The sequence below is a fragment of the Candidatus Bathyarchaeota archaeon genome, assembly GCA_026014685.1.
Classification (GTDB): domain Archaea; phylum Thermoproteota; class Bathyarchaeia; order Bathyarchaeales; family Bathycorpusculaceae; genus Bathycorpusculum.
Window position 1 is genome coordinate 17,340 of the sequence record JAOZHW010000015.1, and the last position, 13,129, is coordinate 30,468.

Genomic DNA, 13,129 nt, shown 5'->3' on the forward strand with positions numbered 1-13,129 from the left:
GGATGGCGGATACTGGCTGAAAAACATGGAAAACTGCTCTAACAAAAGAGAAGAAAGAAAAAGGAAAAAGAAATCATAAAAAAATCAAGTAGCCTTGAATAGTGGATTTTTATGAAAATATCGTCTGTATTGTTGTTACCTAATATTATTATTTCATGCAAGAGTATAACATTTTAAAATCGGGGGAGATGAGTTGTAGTCGTGACGTGTTCCCCTGTAGGTTGCTTCGTGTGTCATTCCCCAATATACGACTACAACTCGGAACCCAATAGTATAGAATATGTCGATAGCATACTTAAGCCCTGTTACCGTAAAATCAGTATTTGATATAATAAGGGCACCTAACTTTGTTTTAGGGTTCTAATTGCACCTTTTTATGTATAAGTTTAATCATAAAAGCAACAAAAAAACACAGAAGGCACAAAAAATGCAGCAAAAGCAGCCTGCTCTTTCTTGAAACTCTTATATACAGCACTTGATAATTTCTTTGTTGAGCGAAATGGCTGAAGTTTGTTCAACATGCGGACTCCCCAAGGACTTATGCGTTTGTGGAGAAATAGAGAAAGAGCAGCAACGTATTCGCATACGCCTTGAAACCAGAAAATTTGGTAAAGCAACCACCATAATCGACGGCATGGACGACAAAAACAACAACCTCCAAGCCGTCGCACAGAAACTCAAAACCTTCTGTGCTTGTGGCGGAACACACAAAAACGGGCAAATCATGCTACAAGGCGACCACCGCGACCGCGTCAAAGAATTCCTCATAAAAGCAGGCTATCCAGAGGAAAACATCGAACTCCAATAACCGCAAACGCCCAAAGAAAGCAAGGAAGCAAACGTTACTCATGAAAAAACTAGACGGTATCCGCGATGTTTTCAAAAACACAAAACACAGAAAACCCACCCAAATTTTTTGTCCCCGCTGTTGTAGCCCAAAAATTCAATTAAACAGCAGTTTAGAAGTCTGGTTAACGCCCAAACAGTACTACTGTCCTGAATGCGGTTACCATGGCATATTAGTTATGGAGTTAGAACCTGAAACAGAAGCCAATTCTGAACAAGAAACAGAATTAAAAGAAGATAAAGAATAGGGGAATTACCCTTAGTCAGGTAACTCTAAGTTGAGTTGCTTCTTGAGCGTCTTGTAGCGGTTTCTCACTGTAACCTCAGTTACGCCTGCAGCTTCAGCGATGTCTTTTTGAGTCTTCTTTTCATTGTTCTGCAAACAAGCAATGTAGAGGGCGGCGGCAGCTAAACCCATCGGGTCTTTACCTGCGGCGGCACGTTTACGTCTGGCTTCTCGCAGTATGTTGATTGCAGCACCCTGAGTTCGACCTGAAATGCCTGTTTTCTCCGCGATCTTTGAAACGTACGTCAGTGGATCTGCGATGGGCATGTGAACTTCTAACTCTCGGAGCAGCAGCCTGTAGCAGCGTGCGACGTCTTTTTTGTCGACTAAGCTGGCTTCAGCGATTTCGCGCAACGTTCTGGGTGTTCCGCTGCCGCGGCATGCAGCATACAATGCAGCTGCAGCTATGGCTGCGATTGAGCGGCCTCGGACTAAGCCTTTATCGAGTGCTTTGCGGTAGACGACGGCTGCTTTTTCTTTGATTGGCGGTGGGATGTAGACTTTGTCGCTTAAGCGGTCGAGTTCTGCCATGGCTTGTGCAAGGTTGCGGTCGATGGATGAGTGGACTCTGCTTCGGATTTGCCATTTGCGCAGACGCCACATCTGGAGTCGGGTGGATAATGGGAGTTTTCTGCCAAACGCGTCGCGGTCCACTTGGCTGATGGCTGTGGATAAGCCTTTGTCGTGGACTGAGTAAGAGGTGGGGACACCAACACGGCTTCTGGATGCTTTTTCTTCTTGGGTGAAGGCGCGCCATTCTGGGCCTTTATCCATCATTTGCTCGTAGCAAACAAGCCCACAGTCGCCGCATACGGTTTCTCCCGTGTCGTAATCGTGAACCAGGTTTTGTCCGCCGCATTCTGGACACTTGTCAACCTGTCGTGTGGTTGTTTTAGGTGCTTCTTTTTTTATGCTCACTTTTTTACCTCACGTTAATATGCGTAGAACCGTCACCATAGGCCAATTTGGCTAGAAAATAGTACATTCGGCCCGCGCAGTCTAAGCAGATGAACACTTTTGCTATTTAAGCGTTGTGGTTTATTAAAGCTATTGCACACAATCCACTCGATTTTCTTCAACATACTGGCTTTTCGTATGGAAAATAACGTAAAAATGTGTAAAAACGCCATCGTGGAACTTTTAGATAAACGTTACTTAAACAAATAAAAGAGACACCCACACCTAAAAAAAGGCCAAACCAAACTCAAAATCCGCAAGATATAACTTGCTAAAACACTAGTATCACGACGGTGCACCCTCTGCAAACACAGAACCAATCAACCTCAGCGATCCCTGTAGACTTGATCCGAACCGTCGCCATACTGGGCGTTCTTCTGCTTCACGCCGCCAACGACCTAACCATCCAAGTCATAAACGACTTAGAAATCTGGCGATGGTGCATCGTAGATGTCTACCAAAGTGTAGGACGCATGGGCGTTCCCCTCTTTGTGATGTTAACTGGTGCCTTGCTTTTGGCGCCCTCGAAGAATGAGGATTTAGGCGTGTTTTTCAAGAAGCGGTTTGCACGCATCGGGTTGCCGTTCATTTTCTGGGCGGTTGCCTATTTCCTCTGGGACATCTACGTTGAAGGCCAACAGGTGACACAGGGCTTCATCGTACAGGGCATCTTGACTGGGCCATACTTCCAGTTCTGGTACCTCTACATGCTTATGGGTCTCTACTTACTCACGCCTTTACTACGTTTGATGGTGCCTCACATGACGGATAAACTCTTCAAGTACTTCATGGTGATATGGTTCGTGGGCGTCTCGCTGGTGCCCTTATTGGAGCTTGCAACTCCGTACGATTTTAACCCCAACCTCTTCGCCATTCCGGGTTATGTGGGTTACTTCCTTTTGGGCGCTTACCTTGTTAATGTGCGGGTGAAGCGGTCGACCTTGGTGGCTTTGCTGTGTGTGGGTATTGCGTTAACTGCGATAGGCACTTTCCAGATGTCTAGAACCGTGGGCGGTGGAACAAGCTTCTACTTCCAAGAATACCTAAGCCCAACCATGATTCTGTCTTCGATTTCATTGTTTCTGCTACTGAACACCTTCCGAACACCCTGCGACCAACCTGTGGAGCAGTCGTGGCGTAAGCGGATTATGCGGGCAATCAGCGAAAACACGTTAGGCATCTACCTCTTTCACATGATGGTGATCTATGCCTTCCAAAACGGGTTCTTCGGTTTCTCTTTAAACGGAAACACAGTTAACTCGATTGTGGGGGTTCCGTTGATGGTTGGGTTGGTTTTGGTGGTTTGTTTGGCGGTGTTGGTTCCACTCAAGAGGGTGCCTGTATTAAAGAGGCTGATCGTCTGATTTTGCTTTAGCGGTGCAAGAACGCTTATTAGGCAAAATGTTGCCCTTTAACCTCTAACAATAAATAACGCTGACACAATCTGAAAAAGTGCAGCCCGTTGGTGTAGTGGTCAAGCATATCGGGCTTTGGACCCGACGACGAGAGTTCGAATCTCTCACGGGCTATTTGGGGCTTCCGTCTGTTTCTGAGGGTATAGTTAAAACTCTTTGGGAACTGAGGAATCTTTGTCCGAGTAGTCAAAAAACCTACGCCTTAAAAATAAAGTACCTTAGTAAAAGAGTTAATCTTGATAATCCAACTGAGACAGAACAGTATATTTTGTTTTCTAAGACTTCAAGTAAGTACAAGTCAACTCTACTGTTAGCTTACTTTCATTATTGTAAAGCAAACTCTATAGTTTGGACTCCGCCTAGACTTAAAAAACAATCAGTACCGATAAATGTGCCTACTGAAGAGAGAATTGATAAAATTATTAGTCGTTGTAGTTTAAAGTATGTCACTATTTTTCAGATAAGTAAGCATGGGTTAAGACCTGATGAGGTATCAAAGATTGTTCTAAGAGATGTTGACCTTCAAAGAGGCTTACTTTATGTTCGGTCTTCAAAACTTGGAGCAGATAGAACAATCAAACTAAAAGAATATGCTCATGACAATCTGAGAACTTACATCAATAAAAAACAGATCACTGCTCTAGACTGTCCATTATTTCCTGATGCGGATATACTTAGAGACCAATGGAATTCTTATAGAAAAAGGGCTTACTTGAACTTCAAAGATGTTGAACTTTTAAAGATACGATTATATGACCTAAGACATTGGTTTGCCACTACAGAGTACATTAAAACTAGAGATATACTTCATGTAAAGTATCTGTTAGGGCATCGACATATTGAGAGTACTATGGTTTATGTTCACTTAGCTCAAGGACTTGTTAACTCAACAGACGATTACATTTGCAAGATAGCAAAGAATCTCAATGAAGCTTGTTTACTTATCGAATCTGGTTTTGAGTACATTGTTGAAATGGATGGCGTTAAACTGTTTAGAAAGAGGAAGTAGCATTATATGTTTGACTTTCTTTCTTGCATCATATCCTTTTTTCTAATATGCTTTCTAGTTCTCATTATGATTATTAGCATCAGGTTCTTCTATAGCATAGTCACGGTTGGAAAATCAAATATTAACTGTAATACTAAAGCCGATAAGCAACTTAGACAAGATTCAATTGAGGACAGTCAGGGAGATGGATTATTTATTGCCGATGATGACAGCGAAGAACTTTTTCCTGAAGAATTCGATGATTAACTACCTTTTCCTACGAGAGAGGGTATACTGTCTATGTCAGGAAAAGGTCAATTAATGATTAATTATTGTTAGTTTTCTTTTACCGATTACAAGCAATAAACTAACAGCAGCTAGAATTGTAACTAATGTTACTATCGTTGTAAACTCTGGTACAATAGGAGAAGTATTAGGCAAGTTATCACTAACAGTAAAGTAAGTAATATTTGAAGTAGCTATGATAGGAAATGAATATTCATGTGTATTTCCAATAACCCATCCAGTAGCATTGGCATATACAATTAAGCTATGTTTACCTGCACTAAGGTCTGATAGATTAACTGAATAAATGTATGGAGATTCTAAATAGCTAAAAGCAGAATAAGGTCCATAATAAGTATCATCCAACTGGTAAGATATTGCTTCAAGCGTTTGTCTTCCATTATATCCACCATGAATAAGCCAATCGGTGGGTTTTGTTATGTTTATAGTTAATTGCAAAGAATTAGAGTTTTCAGAATTATTCATTGGTGAAGTTACTGTAATTACTGGTAAAGCCTTGTAAACATAATCCCAAGGATAGATTGTGTCATCCGCATTAACTGTTCTAACATTGCATAACATAGACAGTGTAAGCACGGAAAGCATGACGGCAAACATCATTATCTTGGTTAAAGTAAGCATGACTTAACTAACCTATCCGTAATCAGACTTTGCTATTCAGATGTTATATAATTTACTTGAAATAGTTTCAACGCGAAAAACTGTTACGGTAACATTGACAAGGCAGGTACCCCAACCCGTGAAAAGGTCTAATTTAGCTCTAATATTGGCATTGTAACTCTTTTGGTATCACATCAGTTATGGAAGTTTAATAGTATAGCGATTTCAAAACCGCAAGTTTTGCCTGCCAACTCCAATCAGTAAACAGAGTAAGGACTCCGATTATGCCTATAAGGGGTGCAAGGAAAGCTACAGTACCCAACCCAAAACTTTGTTTTGCTTGTTTTCGTAGAAGGATGAATTCTACTTCAGCGCCTGCAAGAAAAGTTAAGACTAAACCGCCGAAGGTGCCCAGAAAATCAAGCCATGAAGCAACTGTTATGCCTAAAACGTTGGCTATTAAAATTCCCGCGAGGACTTCAAAGATGGAGGAGGAAACTTTTGTTTTGATGCCGATTATACCTGCTGCTACAACGGCTACTGCCACAACTGCAATTGAATACAGGTCTACTGCTATCGCTTATCCCTTCTTCACTTGCGTTGTAGAAGCTATTGGCTTATCAGGGGATAAGCGGTTAAAGGTGAGCTTCACCACCAATGTCTTTTGCTGCTGGTTTTCTTTTTAAAACTTTCGAAAAATATTGGCTTAGTTTGGTTATGATTCAGGTTTATTGAAATGTCTATTGGTTAAGGGTCAGTCCTTTATGCTGATAGAGGCTAAATTATGTAAGGGGTGAGGTGCCTGTTTTTGGGTGACTATATTCCCTTATTTAGTGGCGCATACGGTTCCGTATCCGTACCTGCGGGAATCACGCGACGTCTCAGCAGCTACCTCCCCTCCCTTATTTAAAGAAAAAACAAAAGAAGAGATCAATACCTAACCACTCGGTAGCGTCCCTTCAGTTGGCGTTTCCTTCTCTGGTCCGCGTCTGTAACAGGGGAGTTGCCCGTTTTAACCTCAAAAACCGTTGGTTCCCCAACTGGGCCGCCGAAGAAATCGCGTTTCTGAACCAAAAAATCGCCTCCTTCAAAGAGTTTTTGGCAGTCATTCCCCAGCTGGGCTTGGTCGTAGGCGAAGCGGTCTTTGGCGATGCGACCTCTATGGCGTTTGGCATGGGGAAAGCGGCGGTTTGTGTTCCCGAACCCGTAAGGTTTGTCTGAAGTTTGTTTAACCAAGTGTTGCAACTCTTAGGGGCACAAGTGGTGTAGGCGTATAAAAATTGTTCTGGCGGGTTTAGCGTTTGGTTATCTGTACGTCGGCGCCTTTTTTTGTTTTGTAGGTGCTTATTTTTTGGTTAATTATGGGCAACATGTTTTCATCCACTTCAACGCCTACACTGTTGCGGTCTGTCTTTATGGCAACTTTAATGGTTGTTCCCGAACCCAAAAAGGGATCCAGCACAGTTTCGCCCTTCACGCTAAACATGCGAATCAGCCTTTCCGCCACTTCATCGGGAAAAGCCGCAGTTCGACGCTCCAAGTCGCTTACTGTTTGGCGAGTACCTTTGAAGTCCCAGATTTGACTAAACCACTCATCACGCTCACTCTTGGTAAATTTGCTTTCGTAACGCTCTGCGTGGTGTGGTGTGAATTTGCGCAGTTTACCTTTCCGAAACAGCAGAATAAACTCGCAATCCAAAGTGACGTAAGCGTTAGGCGGCAGGAAACCTGACCCCAGAAATGCGCCTTTCCCCTTGTACTTTGGTTTAGTTGTAGGTTTTTTCCACAGAATGTAGGGTAAAGTGGTGTAGCCGATTTTTTCGCAGACTTCAATTATGCGGCTGTGGTTGGGGAAAAGTTGGAATTTGCCGTTTATGCTTCGGGTGGCGTCGCCGACGTTTATAGCTGCGATTCCTCCGTCGGAGAGGACGCGGTAGGTTTCCGCCCAAACTTTACCCAGAGCTTCATGCATGGCATCGTAGATTTTCCGCACCGCCTCGTCGTCTCCTTCCTTCTCCAGCTTTGGCCATAGTTGCGCGATTTTTGGCTCCTTGCAGAATAGTTCATCCCACATAGCTATCATGGGGTAAGGTGGAGAAGTAACCATCAACTGGACGCTGCCGCTTTCGATTTCAGGCATTTGTTGGCTGTTGCCGATGATTATTCGGTGCTGGCTGGGCATGCAACTCTATGTATCGGTGTTGGGGGCTTTTACTCTTGCGGTGGATGGGAAATGATTAATAAGCCAGAAACTCAACCTTCTGTACTGCATTGGGCTACGGTAACCAAGCCAGGTCAAAGGTGAAGGACTCAAGATCAACGTTTGGCCGGCAGGTCTGGCCCCAGACGGATGGGTTATCCTTTCCCGCAGGGGTTCGCAGGTTCAAATCCTGCCCGTAGCACCAACGTCTCTTGGGATCGAGAGATAATTTTAATACCTTACAAAGCCCCGTATGTTATGCTACAAGTGGTGGAGAATAAGTTGGTTGAAGCTGTTTTCACAGACGAAGATAAAAAAAACCTCAAAGTCATAGCTGAAGAACTGCCGAAACTTCGTATAATTGTTGAGGAACTTAAGGAAACTTTGGAAGTCTTAAGCGACGAGAAACTGATGAAAAGCATCACTGCAAGCCAAAAAGATGTGCAAGAAAAACGAGTGTTCAGCTACAAGGAACTACTGCATGAGTTGAACATAGATGAAAAAGAGCTTTGAACTCATCTTCACCAAAGAATTTCTAAAAAAGCTCAAACACCTCGACAGGCAAACACAAATCCGATTAATAAAAGAACTAAAGATTCTAGAAGACAAACCATTCGTCGGTAAACAATTGGTTGGACGTTTAAGTGAACTCAAGTCCTTTCGGGCTGGCGATTACAGAGTCATTTATAAAGTCTCTGAGCAGAAAATTATTGTTCTAACCGTTGGTCACCGCAAAAAAGTCTACGACCAATGAACATGCAGCTGCACAGCGGAATATTCGCAGGTTAAAATATTGCCCATACACCACAATTAAACCTGACTTTTAGGGAAATTTTAATACTGCTTAATCCTTGTAGATAAGTAATCTTTCGGTGGCATGGTTGGTTAACACTGTCCTTACAGAGGAAGACAGAATAATTCTCAGAGGTTTAGCTGTGGAAATCGCGGATATCCGCAAACAACTCAACCAACTCGCCGAAACCTTGGCTAAACTGAACGATAAACAGTTCTTGAAGGCGTTTGTCGACAGTAAACCAGACCTAAATGAGGAACAAGTTGACCGCTATCAGTTATCGCTCCAAAAACAGGTAGATGCCACTGAGTACGAGTTCCGCTACTAACCCTTTAAGGTTCTTTCTGTTGCTTGGACAAACACTTAGTTTTAATACACAAGGTTAATACCACAGTTAACTGTTAAAAGTTGACAACAAGTAAGCTGTTTCTATATAGTTGACAGACAACTACAGTCGAACGCTTAATTGCATACAACCCGAAAATCAATAGGAGGATACAATATGAAAACATCAACATCGATACTGTTCCATTGCCCACAGTGCAACGCGAACTTTGAATTCGACGCAATAGGCCAAAACGAGTTTGTTCCCTGCCCAGTCTGCGGAACCGAATTCGTAACAACCAAAAAGGGCAACAAAGTAATGCTTGAAGCCCTCGAACAAGCCCTAATATGCTAAGAAGCAACGACTCGGGTTTTTAACCCGAAGTGTTCGCATCCTTTTTTTGTTTTTAGACATCCCACTGTTTGTGTATGAAATAAAAAAGTGAACTATGCACTGGCAAGTATGTAACTTGCCGTTGGCGGTGAATGCAGTACCACCTGAGGACTGACACACGCATTACATTCTGTTTGTATACATCGTAGTTCTTCAACGGATGGCGCGCCAACATTTCCGTTCGAAGCCGCGGGTATAACGTTCATCTTGTAAGCGCCTAAGCTGCGTACGATTTTTGCAACCTCAACCAGATGCCCAGAGTTAACTTCTGGTACAAAAAGCGCGTTGACTTCCACCATCAAGCCTGCGTCTGAGGCGTTGCGGATGCCCTCAAGCTGGTTTAGGCTCAACACTTCAAACGCCTCTTTCCCCCGCAGAGTCTTGCCGTTTAAACGCACATACGAATACATCTTTGCGCCGACCTCAGCGTCCACAGCGTTTACATTGACTCGAATCGCAGTTACTTCAAGTTCTTCTAGTAGCGAAAGTTTTCTTGGCAAGAGCAAACCGTTGGTGGTTATGCTTCGGGTAAAGTGGGGGAACTCTTGCGCTATTAGTCGCAGTGTTTTGTAGGTGACTTCGCTGTTGAGGGCGTCGCCTGTTCCTGAGATGTCGATTGCATTGAGGTGAGGGTCTTGGTTGGCAGCTATCCTTACTTGCTGGATGGCGTCTTTTGAGGTTAAGACTTTACTTTCAGTCAAAGCGGAGCTGGAATCACAATAGTTAGAGCCGACGTTGCACTCTGACTTTACAGTTAATTCTATCTTGTTGAACCTGAAATGTGCTGGGCTTTCAGGGATTGGGAGGGTTTGGTGCATGTGGGCGCAACTCTTTTTTTGTGCTTGGGCTTTTGCGTAGAGCAGCGGGGAACTGCTGGTTGCGCTTTCCTTTCTTATTGTGATTTGGGTCATAGTTTTTTCTCCTTGGTTGAGGTATTGTTTTTGGCTTTTAAAAGAGTAGTTGAGAAGTTTTCACAACTGTGCATAACATACATGATTATCTTAACAAAAGCAAAGCAGAATCCAGAAATGGATTGCATTAATTCAATTCTGCACCACAAAAATAAACACTACACACCAAAATAATTTGGCAGCGGACAGCAAAATACAAAATAACCTCCACCCAATACCAATCCCAGAGGCACAGGATTTGACGAACAAAACCACATGGGACCTAACCGCACTATTCACAGACCCCTCAGACCCCAAAATCCCGCAAACCATCAACCAGGTCTCCCGCATGGCAGAGGAATTTGAAAAGAAGTACCGAGGCAAAATCTGCAACCTCAACGCTGAGGGGCTACTGGTGTGCCTGCAAGATGTTGAGGCGTTTCAAGCTAAAATCGGCGACATAACCCTCTACTCAAGCCTCGCCTTCTCCGCAGACATGACTCAGCCGCAGACGCAGGCATTGCATGACAAAGTGGAGAAGTTGAATGCAAAAATTAGCCAGCAGTTGGCGTTTTACTCGCTTGAATTGGGCAAACTCCTGAAAGCTAAGCCTGAATTGATTGAGGCGCCTGCTTTAGCTAACTATAGGCATATGCTGCAGCGAGTTTACCGTCGAGTGGAACATCAACTTAGCGAGGTTGAAGAGCAACTTATCATAGAAAAAGACCAGTTCGGCGTCAACGCATGGGAGGAGTTGCAGTGTAAATGGCTCAACACGCGACTCTTTGAAGTCACAGTTTTGGGAGAGAAAAAGACGCTTAGCTACTGTGAAGCCAACGGTCTTCTACCGCACCCTGACCGATCAACAAGGGAATCAGCTTACCGCTCCATCTACGGCGGGTTGGGCAAAGACGGCGAAATCTTTGCCTCAGCTCTACGTAACATCTGCAACGACTGGGTAGCGGTCTCTAAACGCAGAAAATACGCTTCGCCCATGGAGTCCAGTTTAATCAGCAACGATACCGACCAGAACATAATCGACCGCCTATTGAGCACAGTGGAAGAGGGCAAAGCAGCTTATCGGCGGTACTTGAAGTTGAAGGCCAAACTTATGGCGTTGGATGTTTTGGGTAACCACGACATTCTTGCACCCCTCCCTGATGCGCCGGAGCTTAAATTTACACTGTCAGAGGCACAAAAACTTGTAACTGAAGCTTACAGCCGCTTCGACTCCGCCTATGCCTCTGCAGTCAAAGAAATGTTCGAGCAACGCCACATCGATGCAGAACCAAGGTTTGGTAAACGTAACGGAGCGTTCTGTGCAAGCCACTATAACGGTAAATCCGCCTATATTTTGCAAAGCTTCAACGGCACCTTAACTGACGTTTTCACTTTAGCGCATGAGTTGGGACACGCAACACACGACTGGTACATGGCCAGAAACCAGACCCTGCTCAACACGCATGTGCCCTCCATTGTGGCTGAGACTGCTTCGATTTTCGGGGAACTTTTGTTAACTGACTTGATGTTGGAGAACGCGAAATCTGACGCTGAACGCAAAGCGCTTTTGTGTTTGGTTTTGGATGAGGCAGGGATGACGGCTTTTCAGGTTACGGCGAGGGTTTGGTTTGAGCAGGCCCTCTACCGATCCATTGAGAACTGTGAGTTCCTCGATTACAAGACCATCTGTTGCCATTGGACTAAAGCCCGCGACCGCATCTATGGAGATGCCGTCAGATGGTTCCCTGAGATGGAGGCGGAATGGACTATGAAACCCCACTACTACATGGCGAACTATCGTTTCTACAATTACCCCTACGTCTACGCTCAGATGTTTGTTTACTCACTCTACGAGCGCTACTTGGAGGAAAAAGAGGCGTTTGTGCCTAAACTGGTCGCCTTGCTTTCGGCAGGCAGCAGCAAATCGCCTTTGGAGCTTGGCAGGTTGGTCGGTTTAGAGGTGAATGAGGCTGATTTTTGGCGTGGAGGCTTAAAAGTGTTCGAACGCTTCATTTCAGACTTGGAAAAAACCGTTTAAACGTATTCGAGTTCGAAATGTTAGATACTTGCGCTTCATAAGCTTTTATATGGTAAAGTACGTTACAGATAGCTGAACCATAAAGCCGAATTTGGCCCTTGGAGACCTGCGCCTATGGAGAAACAACTCGAAAGGAAACAGAGTTTTAATGAACTGTTGATTGATGTTGTGGACGAAGTTTTGTAGGCCATAGGCAACTCGGTTAAATGCATGCTTTATGTTCAGATAAAAAATAACCTCGCCATAAACAAAGAGCAAATCCCTGACAAAATCGAGGTTTTCATGAAGGTTCTGCAGCGAATTTTTGGTGAAGACGGCGCTAGGCATATTGAGTTGCAGATAATGAAGCAGATTCAGTCAAAAACAGGTGTATCTTGCCCTTTTTCAACTGAGAAGGGTAAATTTGTTGCGTGTATAGATTTTATTAGGCAAGAATACGAGAAAAACCTCTAAGTTCAACCGTTTCCTTTCTGTCTGGAAGTGTTTTCGGGGTTATTCTTGTTCGTAATACGTAGTTTAACGTTTTTTAATAGTGTTTTTTAATAGTGTACATTGGTTCAGAACACTTTTATCACAACTTAGCGCTAACGGTAATAACAAGCAACCAAGCGATAACACGATAAACATGGGGAAACATATGAAGCCTAAACGAGACGACGAACTAACGACACGGGTGATCAAAAACTTTTCAGATGTCTTGATCTTGAAATACCTAAAAGAAAACCCACTTAGCAGCGGCTACGAGATACTTCGGCAGCTGCATGAAAAATACAAGATAACTTTCAGCCCAGGCACGATCTACCATGAAATTTACTTGCTTGAACGCAAAAAATTCATAAGAAGTGAGGGGGATGAAGGCGGCAGGATGTTCAGTTTAACCGTTGAGGGCGAGCAGGCGCTGACTGAAATATTTAAGTCAGCTAAAGATATTCAGCAGTTAGTTGCCAACATTTTCCTCGAAAAATAGCGTCTCTGTAGCCCTAACTCTTTTTGGGCTTTTGTTTTATGGTTGGTTTGTGGCAGTCACATACGTTTAAGTGTCCAAAGTCCAGCTAGTACAAAATGGTTTTTGCTGGACAACCTTTGGGAGGT

Annotated in this window: 18 protein-coding genes and 2 tRNA genes; 14 read left to right on the plus strand and 6 right to left on the minus strand. The window is 43.7% G+C overall.

Annotated elements, in window-relative coordinates:
- The first annotated feature begins 499 nt into the window (after window positions 1-499).
- Complete coding sequence (locus tag NWE96_09850; protein ID MCW3984280.1) at window positions 500-808, plus strand: translation initiation factor; 309 nt, start codon at window positions 500-502, stop codon at window positions 806-808.
- A 40-nt stretch (window positions 809-848) separates the two neighbouring features.
- The gene (locus tag NWE96_09855; protein MCW3984281.1) at window positions 849-1,094 is read left to right on the plus strand and encodes a hypothetical protein; all 246 of its coding nucleotides are present in this window, start codon (window positions 849-851) and stop codon (window positions 1,092-1,094) included.
- Between the two features lie 11 nt (window positions 1,095-1,105).
- On the opposite strand, the gene NWE96_09860 is transcribed toward NWE96_09855, so the two are convergent.
- Window positions 1,106-2,050, minus strand: a complete 945-nt coding sequence (locus NWE96_09860; protein MCW3984282.1) for a transcription initiation factor IIB — start codon at window positions 2,048-2,050, stop codon at window positions 1,106-1,108.
- A gap of 332 nt (window positions 2,051-2,382) precedes the next feature.
- On the opposite strand from NWE96_09860, the gene NWE96_09865 reads away from it, so the two are divergent.
- The 4 genes from NWE96_09865 to NWE96_09880 all read left to right on the plus strand — a co-directional run bounded on the left by NWE96_09865 (window position 2,383) and on the right by NWE96_09880 (window position 4,759).
- The gene (locus NWE96_09865; protein ID MCW3984283.1) at window positions 2,383-3,453 is read left to right on the plus strand and encodes an acyltransferase family protein; all 1,071 of its coding nucleotides are present in this window, start codon (window positions 2,383-2,385) and stop codon (window positions 3,451-3,453) included.
- A gap of 92 nt (window positions 3,454-3,545) precedes the next feature.
- A tRNA-Gln gene (locus tag NWE96_09870) sits at window positions 3,546-3,618 on the plus strand.
- A gap of 277 nt (window positions 3,619-3,895) precedes the next feature.
- Complete coding sequence (locus tag NWE96_09875; protein ID MCW3984284.1) at window positions 3,896-4,513, plus strand: tyrosine-type recombinase/integrase; 618 nt, start codon at window positions 3,896-3,898, stop codon at window positions 4,511-4,513.
- A gap of 66 nt (window positions 4,514-4,579) precedes the next feature.
- Window positions 4,580-4,759, plus strand: coding sequence for a hypothetical protein (locus NWE96_09880; protein ID MCW3984285.1), 180 nt, complete (start codon window positions 4,580-4,582; stop codon window positions 4,757-4,759).
- A 51-nt stretch (window positions 4,760-4,810) separates the two neighbouring features.
- On the opposite strand, the gene NWE96_09885 is transcribed toward NWE96_09880, so the two are convergent.
- From NWE96_09885 to NWE96_09900, 4 genes are all read right to left on the minus strand, one after another.
- Window positions 4,811-5,419: a hypothetical protein gene (locus tag NWE96_09885; protein ID MCW3984286.1), complete on the minus strand. Its 609-nt coding sequence runs from the start codon at window positions 5,417-5,419 to the stop codon at window positions 4,811-4,813.
- Between the two features lie 187 nt (window positions 5,420-5,606).
- Complete coding sequence (locus NWE96_09890; GenBank protein ID MCW3984287.1) at window positions 5,607-5,945, minus strand: cation:proton antiporter; 339 nt, start codon at window positions 5,943-5,945, stop codon at window positions 5,607-5,609.
- 383 nt (window positions 5,946-6,328) lie between these two features.
- A complete protein-coding gene (locus NWE96_09895) occupies window positions 6,329-6,634 on the minus strand; it encodes a hypothetical protein (protein MCW3984288.1) in 306 nt (101 codons plus the stop codon).
- A gap of 58 nt (window positions 6,635-6,692) precedes the next feature.
- Complete coding sequence (locus tag NWE96_09900; GenBank protein ID MCW3984289.1) at window positions 6,693-7,580, minus strand: site-specific DNA-methyltransferase; 888 nt, start codon at window positions 7,578-7,580, stop codon at window positions 6,693-6,695.
- A gap of 93 nt (window positions 7,581-7,673) precedes the next feature.
- Between NWE96_09900 and NWE96_09905 the strand changes: the two genes are divergently transcribed.
- The 5 genes from NWE96_09905 to NWE96_09925 all read left to right on the plus strand — a co-directional run bounded on the left by NWE96_09905 (window position 7,674) and on the right by NWE96_09925 (window position 9,070).
- Window positions 7,674-7,803: transfer RNA gene (locus tag NWE96_09905), tRNA-Leu, on the plus strand.
- Between the two features lie 77 nt (window positions 7,804-7,880).
- Entirely contained in the window at window positions 7,881-8,111 is a 231-nt protein-coding gene (locus NWE96_09910) for a hypothetical protein (protein ID MCW3984290.1), read from the plus strand.
- Window positions 8,095-8,352 carry a type II toxin-antitoxin system mRNA interferase toxin, RelE/StbE family gene (locus NWE96_09915; protein MCW3984291.1) on the plus strand — a complete coding sequence of 86 codons (258 nt, stop codon included), beginning with the start codon at window positions 8,095-8,097 and terminating at the stop codon, window positions 8,350-8,352. Before NWE96_09910 ends, NWE96_09915 begins: the two co-directional genes overlap by 17 nt.
- Window positions 8,353-8,479: 127 nt before the next feature.
- Entirely contained in the window at window positions 8,480-8,719 is a 240-nt protein-coding gene (locus tag NWE96_09920; GenBank protein MCW3984292.1) for a hypothetical protein, read from the plus strand.
- Between the two features lie 174 nt (window positions 8,720-8,893).
- Complete coding sequence (locus tag NWE96_09925; protein MCW3984293.1) at window positions 8,894-9,070, plus strand: hypothetical protein; 177 nt, start codon at window positions 8,894-8,896, stop codon at window positions 9,068-9,070.
- 92 nt (window positions 9,071-9,162) lie between these two features.
- On the opposite strand, the gene NWE96_09930 is transcribed toward NWE96_09925, so the two are convergent.
- On the minus strand, window positions 9,163-10,020 hold the full coding sequence (locus NWE96_09930) for a radical SAM protein (GenBank protein ID MCW3984294.1): 858 nt from the start codon (window positions 10,018-10,020) through the stop codon (window positions 9,163-9,165).
- A gap of 238 nt (window positions 10,021-10,258) precedes the next feature.
- Here NWE96_09930 and NWE96_09935 point away from each other — a divergent pair, with 238 nt between their 5' ends.
- The 3 genes from NWE96_09935 to NWE96_09945 all read left to right on the plus strand — a co-directional run bounded on the left by NWE96_09935 (window position 10,259) and on the right by NWE96_09945 (window position 13,004).
- Entirely contained in the window at window positions 10,259-12,037 is a 1,779-nt protein-coding gene (locus NWE96_09935) for a M3 family oligoendopeptidase (protein ID MCW3984295.1), read from the plus strand.
- A gap of 210 nt (window positions 12,038-12,247) precedes the next feature.
- Window positions 12,248-12,490, plus strand: a complete 243-nt coding sequence (locus NWE96_09940; protein MCW3984296.1) for a hypothetical protein — start codon at window positions 12,248-12,250, stop codon at window positions 12,488-12,490.
- Between the two features lie 184 nt (window positions 12,491-12,674).
- A complete protein-coding gene (locus NWE96_09945; GenBank protein ID MCW3984297.1) occupies window positions 12,675-13,004 on the plus strand; it encodes a PadR family transcriptional regulator in 330 nt (109 codons plus the stop codon).
- Window positions 13,005-13,129 lie beyond the last annotated feature (125 nt).

Coding starts and splice junctions, on each gene's coding strand:
- NWE96_09850 (MCW3984280.1), top strand. CDS start 500: ATGGCTGAAGTTTGTTCAACATGCGGACTCCCCAAGGACTTATGCGTT.
- NWE96_09855 (MCW3984281.1), top strand. CDS start 849: ATGAAAAAACTAGACGGTATCCGCGATGTTTTCAAAAACACAAAACAC.
- NWE96_09880 (MCW3984285.1), top strand. CDS start 4,580: ATGATTATTAGCATCAGGTTCTTCTATAGCATAGTCACGGTTGGAAAA.
- NWE96_09885 (MCW3984286.1), bottom strand. CDS start 5,419: ATGCTTACTTTAACCAAGATAATGATGTTTGCCGTCATGCTTTCCGTG.
- NWE96_09900 (MCW3984289.1), bottom strand. CDS start 7,580: ATGCCCAGCCAGCACCGAATAATCATCGGCAACAGCCAACAAATGCCT.
- NWE96_09915 (MCW3984291.1), top strand. CDS start 8,095: ATGAAAAAGAGCTTTGAACTCATCTTCACCAAAGAATTTCTAAAAAAG.
- NWE96_09925 (MCW3984293.1), top strand. CDS start 8,894: ATGAAAACATCAACATCGATACTGTTCCATTGCCCACAGTGCAACGCG.
- NWE96_09930 (MCW3984294.1), bottom strand. CDS start 10,020: ATGACCCAAATCACAATAAGAAAGGAAAGCGCAACCAGCAGTTCCCCG.
- NWE96_09940 (MCW3984296.1), top strand. CDS start 12,248: ATGCTTTATGTTCAGATAAAAAATAACCTCGCCATAAACAAAGAGCAA.
- NWE96_09945 (MCW3984297.1), top strand. CDS start 12,675: ATGAAGCCTAAACGAGACGACGAACTAACGACACGGGTGATCAAAAAC.